Genomic DNA, 19,273 nt, shown 5'->3' with positions numbered 1-19,273 from the left:
ATGACTCAACATCAAAATAATACTTTAACAGTATATCGGGCTAGCGCAGGTTCGGGAAAGACATTCACGCTTACTATAGAATATATCAAATTACTAATTGATGAAAATGTCAACTATAAATCAATTTTAGCTGTTACCTTCACAAATAAAGCTACCGAAGAGATGAAACTACGTATTCTTGGGCAGCTTTATGGGATTTGGAAAAACCAACTAGCTAGCAAGCCTTATTTAGACAAGATTGCAGCCGAAACAAAACTACCAATAAAAATCATAATGAATCGCTGTGGTCAAGCCCTCCATAACCTTCTACACAACTATAACTATTTTAAGGTAGAGACCATTGATGCCTTTTTCCAAACCATTTTGAGAAATCTTGCTAGAGAACTAGAGCTCTCGGCAATACTTAACGTAGGGCTCAATGATATTCAAATCGAACATCAGGCAACTGACGAACTAATAGACCAATTAGAAAAAGGCAATAAAATCATCTATTGGATTCTTGACTATATTCAAGAAAATATGGATGATGGCAAATCTTGGAATGTCATTGGAAAAATCAAGTCGTTTGGGGAGAGTATCTTTAAAGAGTACTATAAGCAACATAGTGAAAAGCTCCGTGCCACCATTGGTGATGATAAGTTTTTCTATCAATATACGAAGGAGATTAAAAAGATTCAGCAAGAAGCTAAAGATAAAATGGCTGCTCAAGCACAAATATTCTTTGATATAGTAGAAAAGCATGGATTTAATATTAATGATTTTAGTAAGGGAGACAGAGGGGCATGCGGCTATTTTCTAAAATTAAAATCTGGAGAGTTTTGGGAAGATGAAAAGATCTACAATAAATCAGCTCAAAACGCATCAGAAAACCCTGATGCATGGGTAACTAAAAAGTTCTGTAAAGATGGAGAGCCTATTTATGAATTAGCAAAAACTCAACTTTCTCCCCTCCTCCACGCAACAGAATCAATAAGAGTAGTAGAAGCACGTAATTATAAAAGTGCCACACTTACCCTTCGACACATGTACCAATTGAGACTATTAAATAGTATAGAAAACAAGGTTCATGAAATCAACCAACTATCAAATAGGTTTTTGTTAAGTGATACCCAAACATTGCTCTCACAGATGATACAAGGGAACGATGCACCATTTATTTACGAGAAGATAGGTTCGCAGCTAGAACATATTATGATAGATGAGTTTCAAGATACCAGTACTGTCCAATGGCAAAACTTCAAAACACTTTTACTAGAATGCATGAGTCACGGATATAGCCCAAACCTTATTGTCGGAGATGTAAAACAAAGTATTTATCGATGGCGCTCTGGAGATTGGAGACTCTTAAATAATATTACCCAGCAGTTTGAGGATACAGAAACAGTAGCATGCCATTCACTAAGTACTAATTATCGTTCCAACAGAAATATTATAGAATTTAATAATCGCTTCTTCACTCAAGTTGTTGAGGCTGAGTACGACAAACTCACAGAACTAAAAAGTAAAGAAGCCGAAGAGTTGAAAAGGGCATATTCAGATGTTGTCCAAGAAATTCCTGCAGAGAAAGAACCTAAGGGTCTCATTAAAATAGAGCTACTTAATTCTAACGATTTGTATCAAGAGGCCATGCTTCAAAGCGTTGCAGACACGATTCACACTCTTCTGGTAAATGGCGCTCAAATACATGACATTGCTATTCTTGTAAGAGACAACAAAGGCATACAAACCATCAGTGAATACTTTACAGCTACATGGCCCGACATCCCAATCGTTTCAGACGAAGCCTTTCGGTTAGATTCATCTATAGCTGTAAATATTCTCATAAATGCCATGAAAGTTATCGCGCGACCGGATGACCTTATTGCTAGAGCTTTTTTATCCAAGGCATATAATACTTATATAAAGAATGTAACTAGCAATGTAGTAATTGAGAAATCAGAACATATCAACGACATATTGCCAAAACAATTTTCAGAACATATCGAAGAGCTACAACACATGCCGATAATAGATATGGTCGAAAAGATATATAGCATTTTCCATATCGAGACCATACAGTCACAAAATACATATATCTGTGCATTCTATGATATTTTAGAAAGATATATGCAAGACAATATTCCTGATATTGGCTCCTTTTTAGAGGAATGGGATGACAACTTACATCAAAATACAATACAGACAACCGAAACTGACGGTATTCGACTTATAACAATACATAAAAGTAAAGGATTGGAATTTGACCATGTCATCATTCCGTTTTGTGACTGGAAGTTAGACAGAACCGACAGGCAGATTTGGTGTTCCCCAAAAGAATACCCATACAATCTCCTACCTATCGTCCCTGTTGATTACTCTTCCAAATGGATGGTTGGTTCCATCTATGAAGAAGATTATTATCATGAATATCTACAGAATGTAGTTGATAATATCAATTTATTGTATGTAGCTTTTACAAGAGCCAAAAGAAATTTGTTTGTATATGGCAAACAAGACGATAAAGAATCTGGTCGTTCCAAAGTTATTCAAGACTTTATAGAAGGTTACTCATTTGAAGAAGGTGAACTTGATATTGAGTCTACGGAAAAAAGCCACAAACAAGATGAAGCCAATGTATTTACTCCAAACTATCTTAAGATGGATTTACAAATACAAAATCGCCCTACCATCAATCTTACATTTAGGCAAAGCAATAGTAGCAACGATTTCATTAACAACATGGATAAAGAAATCTCTCTGACGGAGAGAACTAACTATATTCTCCATGGCAATATTTTACACAAAATATTCTCTTCCATCAACACTTCAAAAGATATACCTCAAATTCTTAGCAAACTAGAAATGGAGGGAATATTTGATGACAATGATAGCTCTTTTACTTATGATAGAATATCCAATCTAATTAATAAGCGATTTGAGCATCCTATTATTAAAGAATGGTTTTCTGGCAACTGGCAACTTTTCAACGAATGTAACATCTTACGTTACAATCAGTTGTCCAATATTGTTGAAGTTAGACGTCCCGATCGTGTCATGGTTAACGACAGACAGGTTATTGTAATTGATTTTAAGTTTGGCATTTATCATCCAGAATACGAACAACAGGTAAGGGAATATATAACAATTTTGACTGATATGGGATATACCTATGTTAAAGGTTATCTTTGGTTTGTGTACTCTAATCAAATTAAAGAAGTTAAATAAGAATCATGGCAACATCTTTTTTACATCATGTAGCAGAAAATATCATTCAGAAATTTGGTAACAACCTCTCCCATATTGCAGTGGTTTTTCCAAATAAGAGAGCGTCTTTATTCTTGAATGAAGAAGTAGCTAGAATGGTTGATAGTCCCATTTGGAGTCCTAACTACATTACTATTAGCGATTTATTTTGTAAACATTCCACATTAAAGATTGCCGATTCTATTAAGCTAGTCTGTGATTTACATAAAGTATTCGTATCATGTACCCAATCAATAGAAACATTAGATCAGTTTTATAGTTGGGGACAAATATTATTAAACGATTTTGATGACATTGATAAAAACATGGCATCAGCCCAAACACTTTTCACCAATCTCAAAGATATACACAGGCTGGACGATTCATCTTATTTAAATGAAGAACAGATACAAACTTTAAAGAAGTTTTTTTCCAATTTCCCTGCAGATCACCAATCTCTCTTAAAGCAGAGATTTGAAAACCTATGGAATCATCTTGATACCATTTATAATCAATTTAGAGATACTCTTCGGTCGCAAGGGTTAGCCTATGAAGGACAATTATATAGAGAGGTGGCTGAAGATAATAATATAGTTTTTCAATACGATTATTATCTTTTTGTTGGATTCAACATGATGCAAAAGGTTGAATTACAACTCTGCGACAGGCTAAAAAAAGAAGGAAAAGCATTCTTCTATTGGGATTTTGACAATAGCTATATCTCTCATCAAAATGAAGCAGGATACTATATTGCTCAGCATCTTATGCGTTACCCAAATGAGTTGGATACTATTTCTGCCGAAATATATAATAATATGTCTAGCCCAAAGGACTTTTCATTTATAGCTTCCCCTACAGAGAATATGCAAGCTAGATATGTTGGTCAATGGTTACGCGATAGCAATCGTATAAAAGCTGGCAAGAAGAGTGCTATTGTTTTATGTAATGAGAATCTATTACCAACTATTATTCATAGCATACCAGCAGAAGCAGAGCAGATAAATATTACTACAGGTTATCCTTTGCAACTTACTCCCATAGCCTCCTTAATACGATTACTCGTAGTACTCCAACTACAAGGATACAGAAGAGATACACAAAAATTTCGAACACATTGGATAGAGAAAGTCTTACGACATCCTCATGCAAGATTAATCACATCATATACAAGGGAATTATTAGATCACATACATCAAAAAAGACAATTCTATTTTTCTACTGATGAGTTGTCAATAACCGAAGATTTAAAGCACCTCTTTACATTCCATGATAACATTGGCGAAATAACAACTTGGCTAGTTCAAATTCTCAAACAAATAGGCATCAACTATGCTAGAGACAGCAAAGAGGGAGTCGAGGAAACTTCTCCTTTCTTTCAAGAATCGATTTTCAAAACTTATACCCTTGTAAATCGTTTGTTTGGACTTGTTATAAATGGTGATCTAGATGTTGACCTTACAACATTTCAAAAGCTGTTAAATCAACTTATACAGACCACTACCATTCCTTTCCATGGAGAACCTGCAGTAGGTATCCAAGTCATGGGAGTCCTCGAAACTAGAAATCTAGACTTTGACCACCTATTGATACTCTCATGCAACGAAGGTAATATGCCTAAGGGGATTCATGATACATCTTTCATACCTTATTCTATTAAAAAGGCTTTCAACCTTACTACAATAGATAATAAGGTGTCTATTTATGCATACTATTTCAATAGACTACTTCAGCGAGCTAAAGATATAACCATCACGTATAATAACTCTACGACAGACGGACAAACTGGAGAGATGAGTAGATTTATGCTCCAGCTCTTAGTAGAAAGCCCCCATAATATTAAGCGTTACATCATGAATTCTGATAAAGCTCCTAGTCCGGGGATAGCTAAACAGATTTCAAAAGAAGGAGAAGCTTATGATATACTAACAAATATAGAACGCTTATCACCCACGGCAATTAACACCTACATCAGATGCCAATTAAGGTTTTATTATAGATATATAGCCGGCATAGCAGAACCAGATAACGCCGATGATGAGGGAGTAGACAATCGCGTCTTTGGTAATATTTTTCATAAAGCAGCAGAATTATTTTATCAACCATTCTTGGAGCAACAGCGTTTAGTTACGAAATCAGATTTGGAGCAGGTTATTCAAGGAAAAGATCGTCTAAAATTAGAATACTATATAGATGAAGCCTTTAGAACCGAACTCTTTAAGACGTCGAATCAGGTAAAATTAGAATATAGCGGTTTACAGTTTATCAATCGTGAAGTACTATTGACCTATCTTAGACAATTGTTAAAATTGGATGTAAAGCATACTCCTTTTAGAATTTTGGGATTAGAAAAAAAAGTTGAGACTTCTATTGAACTTAATACAGAAAGAGGGAAAAAGAATTTGGTACTTTATGGGAGTATCGACCGCTTAGATCGTATTGAAGCTATAAATCAAGAGTCTTCTATCCGTGTCATAGATTACAAGACCGGTAGCAATGACAAGATGAGTGTTAAAGATGTAGAAAGCATTTTTGCCGGTACGAATTTAAAAAATCATACAGATTACTTTCTGCAGGCAATGCTTTATGCCATAATTGTTAGAAATGACAATAAGGAAAATCCTTCAAACTTGCCTGTATCCCCTTCCCTGTTATTCATCCAACATGCAATCAAAGAAGACTTTGAATCTACTCTAAAAATCAATGGTAATAGGATTTCGGACATACAAGACTATAGCCATATATATAGAGAATTATTGAAACAGAAGCTAGAAGAATTATTTAATTCGCACATACCATTTTCTCCTACTAGCGACAATAATCGGTGTATAAATTGTCCTTATCTGAAAATTTGCAAGTGTTGAATTATATACATTCAAATATTATGAGTACCTTTGCACATCAAATTTAAAATCAATGAAAGCATTAAAAGACAGAATTCTCAAAGATGGCCAATGTTTTCCGGGTGGAATTCTAAAAGTAGACAAGTTTATTAACCATCAGATGGATCCTAATCTGATGAAACAAATTTCAATAGAACTAATAAGAAGATATGCTTCTACTGAAATTAATAAAATTCTCACAGTTGAAGCTTCTGGTATAGCTCCGGCCATTATGATGGGCTTCCTATTGGATTTACCTGTAGTTTTTGCCAAGAAAAAGATGCCATCAACAATGAATAACATGCTTTCAACTACAGTTTTCTCTTTCACTAAACAGCGCGAATACCATGTTGTCATTTCTAAAGATTATCTCACAAAAGACGACAAGGTACTATTTGTCGACGACTTCCTTGCTTATGGCAATGCTGCCAAAGGAGTCATTGCTCTATGTAGACAAGCGGGATGCGAATTAGTGGGTATGGGATTTATAATCGAAAAAGCTTTCCAACATGGACGTGATGTCATTGAGGCCGAAGGTGTCAGATGCGAGTCCTTGGCTATTGTAGACTCTCTTGATAATTGTGAAATCAAATTAAGAGATGAATAAAAACATGGCTAACAACTATTCACCAAAAGAACTTATCTACGGTCTTAACGATCGTCCACCACTCAAAGAAACTCTTTTCGCAGCACTACAGCATCTACTGGCTATCTTCGTAGCAATCATTACCCCACCTTTGATTATTTCAAGTGCTCTAGGATTTGACCTTGGAACTACCGGTTTCCTCGTTTCCATGTCATTATTTGTATCAGGTATCGCTACATTTATACAATGCCATAAGCTAGGTCCTGTCGGTACAGGTTTACTATGTATTCAAGGTACTAGCTTCTCTTTTATTGGTCCTATTATCGGAGCAGGAGCTTTAGGCATGGTTTCTGGTAAACTAAACACGGAATTAGCCCTTAGCTACATCTTTGGAGCTTGTATGGTTGCTTCTGTTGTAGAAATGCTTATCAGCCGTTTACTGAAATATACACGTAAAATTATCACTCCTTTAGTATCTGGCATTGTAGTAACGCTCATCGGTATGAGTCTTATTAAAGCCGGTATTAATTCTTGCGGTGGTGGCGCTGCAGCCCAAGCTAATGGTACCTTTGGAAGCCTTACCAATCTTGCACTCGCCACATTGGTTCTTGTCTCTATTATACTATTCAACAGAAGTAGCAATAGATTTCTTCGTATGTCATCTATAGTTTTGGGACTATTGATAGGATGTGGAGTAGCTATTGGACTCAATATGATTAATTTTAGTGAGATAAGTTCATACAACCATTTTAACATTCCTATCCCATTTAAATATGGACTAAATTTTGATATTTCAGCAATCATTTCACTGGGACTTATTTACTTAATTACAGCCATCGAGGCTTATGGTGACATCACTGCCAACTCTATGATTTCCGGAGAACCGGTAGAAGGTCCTGTTTTTATAAAAAGAGCCTCCGGTGGTATCCTCGCCGATGGTTTTAATTCTTTCCTTGCAGCTATATTTAATTCTTTCCCTAACTCCATCTTTGCACAAAATAATGGTATGATTCAACTTACGGGTGTTGCATCAAGATATGTTGGATACTTTATTGCAGCCGCATTGGTTGTACTAGGCCTGTTCCCTATTGTAGGATTGATCTTCTCGTTAATTCCCGATCCGGTTCTTGGTGGTGCTACCCTCCTCATGTTCGGAACAGTAGCTGCCGCAGGTATTAAGATTATTGCGTCTACTAGGCTCAATAGAAAAGCTATATTAGTGATTGCACTTAGCTTTGCTATGGGACTCAGTGTTGAAATGGTGCCGGGAATACTTGACCAAATGCCTGAAACTATCAAGAATATATTCTCTTCTGGTATTACAACCGGTGGTCTTACTGCTATTCTTGCAAATGCTTTCATCCATATCAAAGAAGAACAGGAATAATAGATTTGTCGCGATGCAATAGATATTGTGATTGCACCGTAAAGACTCTGATAAAATCAGAGTAAAATGGCATATCTTCAAAAATTAAAAATAGGAATTTTGCTCATGTTAGTGGTAATAACGTCTGTAACTTCATGTAGCAATGACAATGATACAGAAGAAGCCGTTTTACATCAGAGCTACGTTCAAGGGAAACTCAACAATCAGAATATTGTGATGAACGATATCAATGCTAATATACTGATTGACAGATCTAATTTTGACTTCAGTTCTGGAAAGCAAACAGATATTCCCGCATGGTTTGATTGGGAAGTGAAGTTGATTGAGACAAAAGACTCGGTCATCACACTACATCTGCATGTTGAAGATGTAAAGAAGACCTACGATGTAATATATTCTCCAAACGATAAAGAACCTATTAAGACCAAAACTACTTGCTACGCTACGGTCAAAGATTTAAAGAATAATACGACATCTATCTACCATCCTACACATTCATCACCTATAAAAATTGTGTGGAAAACATTTATGATGACGGTCGATAAAGGCTATAAAAATTCAACAAAACAGTATGAATACAAATTGAATTTTACCGGGCATAGATGGGCCGGGTATCGAAGGTAACTTGGATGGTATGTTAACCAGTGTTGACGCATCCAAATCACCTTTGAAGATTAGTATAAAGTTTATATTGTACTAAGCATTATCCCTCTCAATAATAGAGTAAAGCTGAACTGTTGTGTTCAGCTTTACTCTATTATGAACTTTTCAATACACACAGCAATAAAAACTATTAATTATCAATTTTGTATTCTTCTGTCTTAGGAATTATTATTATCTTTGCGTCAAGATTGAAATTCTAAACTTATCAAAATAATTAAGGTAAAATGAAAATCGAACAATTCAACTTTGCCGGCAAAAAGGCAATCGTCCGTGTGGACTTCAATGTACCATTGGATGAGAATGGAAATGTAACTGACGACACACGTATCCGTGGTGCTCTTCCCACTTTGAAGAAAGTTTTGGCAGACGGTGGTGCGTTGATTATGATGAGCCACATGGGTAAGCCTAAAGGCAAGGTGAAGCCTGAACTGTCATTAGGTCAGATTGTTAAAAATGTATCTGCAGCTCTTGGTGTAGACGTTAAATTTGCAGAAGATTGTGGAAAAGCAGATGAAGCTGCCGCAGCTTTGAAACCAGGCGAGGCTCTTCTCCTTGAAAATCTGCGTTACTATCCTGAAGAGGAGGGTAAACCTGTAGGTGTAGAGAAAGGTACTCCAGAATTCGACGAAGCTAAGAAAGAAATGAAAGTTCGTCAGAAAGATTTTGCTAAGAAATTAGCTTCTTATGCAGATGTATATGTAAACGACGCATTCGGTACTGCACACCGTCGCCATGCTTCTACAGCTGTTATTGCCGACTTCTTCGATGCAGATGCTAAGATGCTCGGTTTCTTGATGGAAAAAGAAGTAACTGCTATTGACAACGTTCTGAAGAATGCTCAGCATCCTTTCACAGCAATCATTGGTGGTTCAAAAGTTAGTTCTAAACTTGGTGTCATCAAGAATCTGCTTGACAAGGTAGACAACCTCATCATCGGTGGTGGTATGGGTTACACATTCATCAAAGCTCAAGGTGGTAAGATTGGACAATCTCTACACGAGGATGATTTGATTCCAGAAGCATTAAACGTGATGGCTGCTGCCAAGGAAAAAGGCGTTACGCTTTCTCTTTCTACCCACACCGTATGTGGTAAAGAATTCTCTAACGATACAGAACGCCAGACATTCCCTATCAACGAGATTCCAGATGAGTGGGAAGGTATGGATGCTGCAGAACAAAGTTTGGAAGAGTGGAAGAAGATTATTCTTTCATCTAAGACTATTTTGTGGAATGGCCCTGTTGGTGTATTCGAGTTGGAGAACTTTGCACACGGTACTGGCGAAATCGCAAAATATGTTGCTCAAGCAACACAAGAGAATGGCGCTTTCTCACTTGTTGGTGGTGGCGACTCTGTAGCTGCTGTTAACAAGTTTGGCTTGGCTGACAAGGTTTCTTATGTTTCTACAGGTGGTGGTGCTATGCTTGAAGCTATTGAAGGCAAAGTACTTCCCGGTGTAGCAGCTATTAAGGGCGAATAATAAAATACGTTCTAAATATAAAAGGGAATGGAGTTCTACTCTATTCCCTTTCTTTGTATGTATATGTAAGGACATAGTCCGGTGTCATTCGATAATAAACCGTTAAATGCTCTTCTGTCTTTAAGTTGTCTACAATAACCATCCCAGATTTCTTAACCTCATAGGGAAGCAAACGTATAGCAAAGAAACCAAGATGCTGGGCGGAGTAATATTTATAGACTGTTTCTTTAGCACTCCAATTAATGAGTTTTTCATTAAGAGTATGCGACTGTTCGTCTGGACGAATAAACCTACTAAATATCCTTTCAACACGCCTACTAAAATACTCTATATCTATAGAGACTTCTCGCTCTTTAGACAAAATTAAAGCGGCATAACCTTTTGTATGACTTATACTTATCTTATATCCTTCATAAAAAGGCTTACCATCTTCGTTATATTGAATCAAAGAAAACGAAGTTGAGTATGTCATCTCGTCTAACAAGGAGTAAATAGCTAACTTCTCTATCTGGCGAGCAATACTCTTATGTAGACTTATTTGTTGCTCATAAATAGGATGTAGTTGGGGTTTTGCAGTCAAGAAGTCCTCAACACGCAACTCATCTATTTTCCACAAGCCCAGTAAAACGTCCGGAGCAAGTGTCTCCACACTCATCAAAGCCATAAGCCTATTTTATTTCTGTTGGCAGAATAACAACCTTTATCCTGCTGATTCTTCTATCTTCAATAGACAAAATTTCAAAAGAATAATTCCGATAGATTATCTTTTCATGAATACTAGGGAAATCTCCTTTGATTTCCAAGAGTAAACCTGCCAACGAATCAGCATCACCTTCAACTTCGGCAAATTCATCGTCGCTAATTTGAAGTATTTTGCAAAAATCGCTCAACAAAGTCTTACCCTCAAAGATGTAGGTGTTGTAATTCAATTTTGAATAGATAGATTGCTCTTCATCATATTCGTCATTGATTTCACCGACAATTTCTTCCAATATATCTTCCATTGTCACAAGACCGCTCGTACCACCAAATTCGTCGACGACAATGGCAATATGCACTTTATTTTCTTGGAAATCACGCAACAAATCATCTATCTTCTTCGTTTCAGGAACAAAATAAGGTGGTCGTATCAAGCTTTGCCAGCGAAAATTAGCAGGTTTCGACAAGTGAGGCAACAAATCCTTAATATAGAGTATACCTCGAATATTGTCTGTATTATCTTGATAAACAGGAATTCTACTATAGTTATTTTCTACGATGCTCTTTAATACATCTGTATAAGTACAACGAATATCCAAATCAACAATGTCTTGTCTACTCGTCATGATTTCTTTTGCCGTTTCATCGCCAAAACGAATAATACCTTGAAGCATACTCTTTTCATTCTTGATATCATTCTTATTCGTAAGTTCCAAAGCCTGCTCCAAATCATCGACACTCAGTACATGGTCATGACTTTGAATTATTTTCTCGGCTAACACACCACTACGTAGGAGTATCGATTCCAATGGCCAAAATAGCTTTCGGAAAAACAATATTCCATTTACACTAAATCGGCAAAAGCGCAAAGAGTTCTGACGACTATATACTTTAGGCATGATTTCTCCAAAAAGCAATAAGAGAAATGTCAAAATCACCGTGATGCAAACAAACTGTAACCAATATGCCTCAGGTCCAAAATGAAGTATAGCCCCAAAGACATAATTGCAAAGCATGATAATCGTTACATTGACAAAATTATTGGTAATAAGAATAGTTGCCAAAGTACGCTCACTGTCGTCACGCAATATTTGTATTAAACGGTCTCTATGGTTCTTCTCATCCAACTGAGAAAGTTCAGTCGGTGACAAACTGAAAAAAGCAATTTCTGATGAGCTGGCAAAACCAGAAAGCAACAAGAGCAAGAAAGCTAATCCGGCTGCAATCAGCACACCAAATGTTGGCGGGACAAAAGTTACCGCATGAAAGGAATCTAATATGAAAGATATATCCAATGTAATAAATAGCTAGTTAAAAGGGAAGTGGCTCGTGCGACTCCGTTTGTTCCGTCTTCGTTTTCTGCCCTGAAGCCGATTCAGTACTCGTTACAGATTGAGACTTTGGCGTAAGCAATTCCATATTTTCGGCCATAATCTCTGTTACATAACGACGTTGTCCCTTTTGGTCATCATAAGAACGATAGCGAATACGACCTTCTATATAGAGTTTATCTCCTTTATGTACATACTTCTCCGCAACTTTGGCAAGGCCTTTCCACATGATTATATTGTGCCAATCGGTATGATCAGGTACTTGAGTGCCATTCTGCAAGACATAGCCTTTCTCTGTTGTAGCTAGAGGAAATTGTGCTACAGCTTGATCAGAATCATAATATCTAACATCCGGCTCTTTACCGACATTACCAATAAGCATTACTTTATTCATATAGGATAGCCTCTTTACAATGAATGAATATTTATTTCCAAAGACCTAAATAACGAAAACGGAAGTTTTTCCCTTTAGCTGATGGGAATTGAGATCTCCCATCTACACGGGCACGAAGATGATCTATTATACGATTGTAACAATCTTGTCCGGAAACAGCTTTGCATTGAACCACAAAATGAGTATCACGATATTCATGTTTACCGGTAGTGGGTATCATCACAACGCGTTTAAAATCTAATTCTCCTTCATACCATCCTAGACGCTCTTCTGTCAAACGTGTCATTGCCGTAGCTGCTAAATCTCTCTTTTCAGCAACCGGGCCGGCAGGTATCGGACGTAAAGCTTTCTTCTGTTTGAAATCAGCCATCGTTGCCGCTGTAGTCTTAATGATAATGAAATAAACGCGTTGACGAACCTTATAACGTTTAGGATAGAAAACATCACTTGCTGCATAATCACGGATATCAGCCTCCAATTCCTCATTCATCCCTATTTCGCGGATGGAACTTAAAAAATCAATAGCCTCATCAACACTGGTAGCCAATAGTTCTTTATCGAAATATCTTAAATATAAATTCATTGTGGATTAGTATGTTTTCCTTAAAAACTGAGCGGAAAACGGGACTCGAACCCGCGACCCCGACCTTGGCAAGGTCGTGCTCTACCAACTGAGCTATTTCCGCGAAAAAAACTGGTGAAGAGGAGGAGACTCGAACTCCCACGATGCAATTATCACTACCCCCTCAAAGTAGCGCGTCTACCAATTCCGCCACCTCTCCAACATAAAAAGCATTCTAAACAAATAAGTGCCCAGAACAGGACTCGAACCTGCACGTCGTGAAACACACGCACCTGAAACGTGCGCGTCTACCAATTCCGCCACCTGGGCCTCTGAAACATTTGTTTCAATTGGATTTATTCAGAATGTTGAGCGGAAAACGGGACTCGAACCCGCGACCCCGACCTTGGCAAGGTCGTGCTCTACCAACTGAGCTATTTCCGCGTTAAGCACTTCTCTAAATGCGGTTGCAAAGGTAGTGCTTTTTTCCGAGCCAACAAATTTTTCGCTTATTTTTTTTCATTCTTACTTTCTTTTTGTACACCACCTATTATATATATTACTTTTCCAAGATTTCTAACGGCGTTTGAACGAATTTCGAGGCACCTTTCTCTAGAAGGAAATCCTTACTACGGAATCCCCATAACACACTGATACATGGCATTTGACAATTAAGAGCAGTTTGTACATCCACTTCACTATCACCTACATAGACAGCTTTACTTGCTTCTACATGCAGTTGGTGCAAAGCTTCGATGACAGTATCCGGAGCCGGTTTCTTACGAATATCTTCACGTTCACCGATAGCAACCTTGATATAATCGCCGAAAAAGTGCGCACAAAGTTCGCTTGTAGCCGCATAAAATTTATTACTGACAACCGCCATAGCAACACCTTCTGCTTGAAGCCGGTGCAATAGTTCTATGATACCGGGATAAGGACGGGTCGTGTCAAGGTTGTGTATGAGGTAATGTTCCCTGAAAGCCTGATAAGTTTCATTGAATTTTGGATTCTTATCTCCATTGGGAATAGCGCGTTCCATCAATTTCCGAACTCCATTTCCAACAAATTGGCGAACTTCCTCTATCGTTCGTTCAGGCATTCCATGTTTTCTCAACGCATAATTACAGCTGTTTGCCAAATCGGCCAAAGTGTCCAACAACGTACCATCTAAATCAAATATATATGCCTGATATTTTGCCATAATCTACATTTCCATTTCTAAACATTGCAAAAGTAGATATTTTTGACGACTTAAAAGTACGTCCGAACAAGAAATCATAAAATACTGCAAAGGCCAAGCAAAGTTATTGAACAGCCACAACAGCATTGCTGAAACAAGTTATCAGAAATGCTGTAATTTTTTTGCAGCAACAGATAAGGCACGAAAGTAATTTTTCAAATAGAAGAGCAAGAGTTTTTAGAACATAAATTTTGATTAGTAAGAGAATTTAGACTATCTTTGCACGTGAAAGCAGTGTCTCGGTACTGTCGCTGGCAATATATTGCAAGAGGAAAGTCCGGGCAGCACAGAGTATTCCACTTCTGAAACAGAAGCTATTGGTGACAGTAGGAATAAGTAGAAGAGAACAACCGCCACTTCGGTGGTAAGGGTGAGAAGGCAGGGTAAGAGCCTACCAGCTGTTGGGTGATCAACAGGCTGTACTTTCTGGAAGCTGCAAGTCCATGTAAACCGTAGTCAAAGAGTTACTCGCTCAATAGCATATGCTAACTACGGAGGGTAGGATGCTAGAGATGTAGGGCGACCTGCATAGTAGATAAATGACAGTAGCTGTTTTTACAGTTTAACAGAACCCGGCTTACAGGGATACTGCTTTCATTTTTTATCTAATGTATTAAAATCACAAACACATTGCTATATGGCTTTTCAATTAAACCAGCTGGACAAGGCTGTTGATGACATCCAGCAACAAGTTTCAAACAAAATAAAAGCACATCAAGGCGAAGCAGGCTTCCCCAAGCTGGAAGATTACCAACTCTGCGATGAACAATTAACCGACTATCTTTTCGACAAGCAAGCCATCTTGGACAGCCTAGGAAGCGAACGGACCAAACTGACAGTTTCGGGCTTTCTCATTGTTTTACCAATTTTGGCTATGTCGCTATATCCGCAAGATAGTTTACCTTGGGGGCGAAACTCCATCTTTGTAGGTATAGCTATAGGCTTCTGCCTGTACTTATTATACAAAGCTATATCCAAATTATATATTTATTACCGATTGAAGAAACTGAACAACCCAAAAATAGAGGAATACATAAGCCTAGTATTGTCCTATCAGAAGTAATTATTACACTCCTATAAAAATCAGACTATGGAATTATCAGACATTCTGCGTTATAAAGACAAATTCAGCCCTAAAGGCTTCTTAGACAAAATATCTCAAATAGCCAAACGAGCCGGTGCCAAATTGGTATATGCAGCCCTCCTACTCTACTACACCTTGGATAATGATAAGGTGAGCGTAAAAGACAAAGCCATCATCCTTGGCGCCTTGGGCTATCTTATCACCCCTTTGGACGTAGTTCCAGACGCAATCCCTATCGCCGGACTAGGTGATGACCTTGCTGTATTGTTCTTCGTCTTACACAAAGTTTGGAATGAGGTCTCCGATGAAATAAAGTTAAAGGCACAAAACAAGCTCTGTCAATGGTTTGATAAAGATGAGATTCCAAATATGGACGAGCTCTTCAAAGAAGACCCAACACAGTCTCCGGTTTAAGCAACTTACATCTAGACATTTATAAAACAAAGTAAATTTATCTCGTAACGGATTTAAGAGCCGTTAAAGTGTTAAATTCAACTGTTAAAATCGAATAAAGAACTGCGACATAATGGCAGTTTTCGATTTTTTGCGTCTATATTTGCAAGCATAAATTCAACAGCGAATATAGAATAAGTTTCAAAACAAATATAAATATGAAGAATTATTCAAAGTATGTATTAGGCACAATGTGCATAGTAGCCATTGGCCTTTCAGCAGGCTCATTCATCAAAGCAAATGCAACCAGTAGCACAAATGCAGCGATAGCAGGTCAGCCTATTGACCTTACTTACGCATCGGAGAAAGCTCTTCCAGCAGTTGTCCATATAAAATATGTCCAAAATTCAAAGACCCAAACAGTCGATGTACCAAGCGACCCATTTGGCGGATTCTTTGATCCCTTTGGTTTTTTCGGTAATCCAAACGATGGTAGCAACGGTGGTAGGCAGAGAAGAAAGATTCAAACTCCCAAAAAAGAAGCTACCGGAAGTGGAGTCATCATCAGTTCAGATGGTTACATTGTAACCAATAACCATGTGGTAGAAGGTGCAGACGAGTTAACCATTACACTGAATGATAACAGAGAATACTCTGCAAGAATCATTGGAACAGACAAAACAACAGATTTAGCTCTCATCAAAGTCAATGGCAAAAACCTCCCTACCCTGCCTATAGGAAACTCGGACGACCTGAAAGTAGGAGAATGGGTGATTGCCGTAGGTAATCCTTATGGCCTTAACAACACCGTTACGGCAGGTATCGTCAGTGCGAAAGCACGCTCATTGTATGCAAATGGTGTTGAGAGCTTTATTCAAACTGATGCTGCCATCAATCCCGGAAACTCTGGTGGTGCGCTTGTCAATGCTCGTGGTGAATTGGTAGGAATCAATGCGATGCTATATTCTCAGACAGGTTCATACAGTGGTTACGGCTTTGCCATACCTACAACTATTATGAATAAGGTAGTAGCCGATCTGAAACAATACGGGACAGTCCAAAGAGCTATTTTGGGTATCAAAGGACAAGATGTATTAAACTATATCAATGCACAGAAAGAACAAAATAAGGAAGTTGATTTAGGAACAAATGACGGTATCTATGTAGCAGAAGTTGAAGAAGGAGGTTCGGCAGCAACTGCAGGGCTTAAAGCCGGTGATGTAATCACGAATGTCGATGGTAAAGAGGTAACTAAGATGGCTGAGCTACAAGAAGTATTGGCCAAGAAGCGCCCCGGCGAGAAAGTTAGCATCACCTATTTACGCAACAAGGTTAAATCAACAAAGACTGTTACACTGAAAAATGCTCAGGGCAATACAAAAGTAATGAAGACTGCCGATCTTGATGTACTTGGTGCTAGCTTCCGACCTGTAGGCAACTCGACTAAAGAGCAACTTGACATCAACTTCGGACTTGAAGTTACTAAGGTCTCAAATGGTGCTATCAAAGAAGGTGGAATTACTCCGGGCTTCATCATACAATACGCTAATGACACTCCAATTAAATCGATTAGCGATTTACAAGATGCTGTCAAAGCAGCTTCAACAAGTAAAGACCCTGTACTCATTATCAAAGGTATATGGCCCACAGGAAAGAAAGATTATAAGGTAGTGAAGATTAATTAATAAACAACTCTACTACAAATAAAGGAAGGACTTGATTTTCATTTTCAAAGAAATCAAGTCCTTTTTTGTTTTAGTTTTATATGCTAATATCATACTATGCAAAAAAGAGTAAAACATTTGCACATTCTATAAGAAACACTTAACTTTGCATTTAGCTTAAAATTAACGGCTAATGCGACAACTGAAAATCACAAAATCTATTACCAATCGAGAGAGTGCTTCTCTAGATAAATATTTACAGGAGATTGGGCACGAAGACCTTATTTCGGTAGATGAGGAAATTGAATTGGCGCGACGCATCCGTAAGGGAGACAGACGTGCATTAGAACGCTTAACTAAAGCGAATCTAAGATTTGTCGTATCAGTAGCAAAACAATACCAAAATCAGGGACTAAGTCTACCAGACTTAATCAATGAAGGTAATGTAGGATTAATTAAAGCTGCAGAAAAGTTCGATGAGACTAGAGGATTTAAATTCATATCGTATGCCGTATGGTGGATTAGACAAAGTATTCTTCAAGCTATAGCCGAGCAAAGCAGAATAGTGAGACTACCACTTAACCAAGTTGGTTCGGTCAATAAGATTAATCAAATCTTAAACAAATTCGAACAAGAGCATGAGAGGCGTCCTAGCATCGAAGAGATTGCCGAGAAGATAGATATTCCGGAAGATAAGATTGCGGACGCCATGAAAGTCAATAACAGGCATTTATCAATGGATGCACCAATTGCTGAAGGAGAAGGCAACAGCTTGCTTGATGTATTAACTAATACTGATGCTCCTCAAGCTGATAGTCAACTCGTCCAAGAATCTTTGCAAGATGAAATCTCTCATGCTTTGCAATTGCTCAATGAACGTGAAAAAAACATCATTGTAGCATTCTTCGGTATAGGACAACCTGAGATGACACTTGAAGAAATAGGTAACAAATATGATCTGACTAGAGAACGGGTTAGACAAATAAAGGAAAAGGCTATAAGAAGATTACGTCATCATGGACAAAACAAACTTCTGAAGCCATATCTAGGTCAATAATATTAAATACAATAAGATAATAATGAAACTAAGATTTTTTGTCATGCTGCTTGCCGGTGTATTTTTTACATCACATGTATATGCCAGCAAGAAGAATAGTAATCAAGTATACATGTACGGGGTAGCAGCATCGTTCAATGATTCTACTGTATATTTCACAGATATTCAACAACTGAGTTCAGCTTGGATAGACCATGAAGGATTCTTATATAGTAGAGACAACTATTCCTACCAATTAAAAGACTATCTTGCCAAATTAGGATTCAGTCATGCTACTTGTATTACCACTTATAGTGATAATAGAAAAGATATAGAGAAGAAATATTTAAAGACTAAAAAGAAATATACCACAGTAAAAGGAAAGGGTAAAGATAAAAACCATTACACTGTCAAATACATTACATCTTCAGGCTTTGCCTACAAGCCAATTGTTCCAGATGAGCAAGAAATAGAAAAGGCAAATAAGAAAGCCAATAAGAAAAAAGCACGTAAGCAGAAACAAGGAGAATAAGCTTGATGTGCGGCAGACTCATGTAGCCACAAGCAAAATAATAATAACTCATTATTTTAAGCAAAAGATTTTTTCGTGACATACTATTTTGCAATCGCCGGATTCTACATTCGTATCATA

The 19,273-nt window shown here is 37.6% G+C and carries 16 protein-coding genes, 4 tRNA genes and 1 other RNA gene; 12 read left to right on the top strand and 9 right to left on the bottom strand.

Features of this window, described 5'->3' with window-relative positions; translation table 11 throughout:
- From HMPREF3034_RS06305 to pgk, 6 genes are all read left to right on the top strand, one after another.
- Entirely contained in the window at positions 1-3,204 is a 3,204-nt protein-coding gene (locus HMPREF3034_RS06305; protein WP_062434109.1) for a UvrD-helicase domain-containing protein, read from the top strand.
- Positions 3,205-3,209: 5 nt separating this feature from the next.
- Positions 3,210-6,083 carry a PD-(D/E)XK nuclease family protein gene (locus tag HMPREF3034_RS06300; RefSeq protein ID WP_036899827.1) on the top strand — a complete coding sequence of 958 codons (2,874 nt, stop codon included), beginning with the start codon at positions 3,210-3,212 and terminating at the stop codon, positions 6,081-6,083.
- A gap of 52 nt (positions 6,084-6,135) precedes the next feature.
- Positions 6,136-6,708, top strand: coding sequence for a xanthine phosphoribosyltransferase (gene xpt, locus HMPREF3034_RS06295; protein WP_036899830.1), 573 nt, complete (start codon positions 6,136-6,138; stop codon positions 6,706-6,708).
- Positions 6,701-8,074, top strand: coding sequence for a nucleobase:cation symporter-2 family protein (locus tag HMPREF3034_RS06290; protein WP_231725620.1), 1,374 nt, complete (start codon positions 6,701-6,703; stop codon positions 8,072-8,074). The genes xpt and HMPREF3034_RS06290 overlap by 8 nt, the downstream gene beginning before the upstream one ends.
- Before the next feature lie 105 nt (positions 8,075-8,179).
- Positions 8,180-8,698, top strand: coding sequence for a hypothetical protein (locus HMPREF3034_RS06285; RefSeq protein ID WP_156431056.1), 519 nt, complete (start codon positions 8,180-8,182; stop codon positions 8,696-8,698).
- Positions 8,699-8,961: 263 nt separating this feature from the next.
- Positions 8,962-10,215, top strand: a complete 1,254-nt coding sequence (gene pgk / locus HMPREF3034_RS06280) for a phosphoglycerate kinase (protein WP_036900889.1) — start codon at positions 8,962-8,964, stop codon at positions 10,213-10,215.
- A gap of 40 nt (positions 10,216-10,255) precedes the next feature.
- Here pgk and HMPREF3034_RS06275 read toward each other — a convergent pair whose 3' ends face one another.
- The 9 genes from HMPREF3034_RS06275 to HMPREF3034_RS06235 all read right to left on the bottom strand — a co-directional run bounded on the left by HMPREF3034_RS06275 (position 10,256) and on the right by HMPREF3034_RS06235 (position 14,405).
- Positions 10,256-10,879 carry a 4'-phosphopantetheinyl transferase family protein gene (locus HMPREF3034_RS06275; RefSeq protein WP_036900891.1) on the bottom strand — a complete coding sequence of 208 codons (624 nt, stop codon included), beginning with the start codon at positions 10,877-10,879 and terminating at the stop codon, positions 10,256-10,258.
- A gap of 4 nt (positions 10,880-10,883) precedes the next feature.
- The gene (gene gldE, locus HMPREF3034_RS06270) at positions 10,884-12,209 is read right to left on the bottom strand and encodes a gliding motility-associated protein GldE (protein WP_082721713.1); all 1,326 of its coding nucleotides are present in this window, start codon (positions 12,207-12,209) and stop codon (positions 10,884-10,886) included.
- 16 nt (positions 12,210-12,225) lie between these two features.
- Positions 12,226-12,639: a single-stranded DNA-binding protein gene (locus HMPREF3034_RS06265; protein WP_036900893.1), complete on the bottom strand. Its 414-nt coding sequence runs from the start codon at positions 12,637-12,639 to the stop codon at positions 12,226-12,228.
- Positions 12,640-12,670: 31 nt separating this feature from the next.
- Positions 12,671-13,222 carry a hypothetical protein gene (locus HMPREF3034_RS06260; protein WP_062434088.1) on the bottom strand — a complete coding sequence of 184 codons (552 nt, stop codon included), beginning with the start codon at positions 13,220-13,222 and terminating at the stop codon, positions 12,671-12,673.
- A 30-nt stretch (positions 13,223-13,252) separates the two neighbouring features.
- A tRNA-Gly gene (locus tag HMPREF3034_RS06255) sits at positions 13,253-13,325 on the bottom strand.
- Positions 13,326-13,334: 9 nt separating this feature from the next.
- Positions 13,335-13,421, bottom strand: a tRNA-Leu gene (locus tag HMPREF3034_RS06250).
- A 28-nt stretch (positions 13,422-13,449) separates the two neighbouring features.
- Positions 13,450-13,531: transfer RNA gene (locus tag HMPREF3034_RS06245), tRNA-Leu, on the bottom strand.
- Positions 13,532-13,572: 41 nt separating this feature from the next.
- Positions 13,573-13,645: transfer RNA gene (locus HMPREF3034_RS06240), tRNA-Gly, on the bottom strand.
- Between the two features lie 115 nt (positions 13,646-13,760).
- Positions 13,761-14,405, bottom strand: coding sequence for an HAD family hydrolase (locus HMPREF3034_RS06235; protein ID WP_062434081.1), 645 nt, complete (start codon positions 14,403-14,405; stop codon positions 13,761-13,763).
- 270 nt (positions 14,406-14,675) lie between these two features.
- On the opposite strand from HMPREF3034_RS06235, the gene rnpB reads away from it, so the two are divergent.
- From rnpB to HMPREF3034_RS06205, 6 genes are all read left to right on the top strand, one after another.
- An RNA gene (gene rnpB / locus HMPREF3034_RS06230) (RNase P RNA component class A) lies at positions 14,676-15,040 on the top strand.
- 41 nt (positions 15,041-15,081) lie between these two features.
- The gene (locus tag HMPREF3034_RS06225; RefSeq protein ID WP_036900252.1) at positions 15,082-15,507 is read left to right on the top strand and encodes a hypothetical protein; all 426 of its coding nucleotides are present in this window, start codon (positions 15,082-15,084) and stop codon (positions 15,505-15,507) included.
- A gap of 27 nt (positions 15,508-15,534) precedes the next feature.
- The gene (locus tag HMPREF3034_RS06220; protein WP_036900255.1) at positions 15,535-15,942 is read left to right on the top strand and encodes a YkvA family protein; all 408 of its coding nucleotides are present in this window, start codon (positions 15,535-15,537) and stop codon (positions 15,940-15,942) included.
- 197 nt (positions 15,943-16,139) lie between these two features.
- A complete protein-coding gene (locus HMPREF3034_RS06215; protein ID WP_036900257.1) occupies positions 16,140-17,606 on the top strand; it encodes a Do family serine endopeptidase in 1,467 nt (488 codons plus the stop codon).
- Between the two features lie 172 nt (positions 17,607-17,778).
- On the top strand, positions 17,779-18,642 hold the full coding sequence (locus HMPREF3034_RS06210) for a sigma-70 family RNA polymerase sigma factor (RefSeq protein ID WP_062434079.1): 864 nt from the start codon (positions 17,779-17,781) through the stop codon (positions 18,640-18,642).
- 22 nt (positions 18,643-18,664) lie between these two features.
- The gene (locus HMPREF3034_RS06205) at positions 18,665-19,153 is read left to right on the top strand and encodes a hypothetical protein (RefSeq protein WP_062434076.1); all 489 of its coding nucleotides are present in this window, start codon (positions 18,665-18,667) and stop codon (positions 19,151-19,153) included.
- The last annotated feature ends 120 nt before the right edge of the window (positions 19,154-19,273 follow it).

Source organism: Prevotella sp. DNF00663 (genome assembly GCF_001553265.1).
In the GTDB taxonomy this organism is placed as follows: domain Bacteria; phylum Bacteroidota; class Bacteroidia; order Bacteroidales; family Bacteroidaceae; genus Prevotella.
This window is presented reverse-complemented; position numbering and strand designations above follow the sequence as displayed.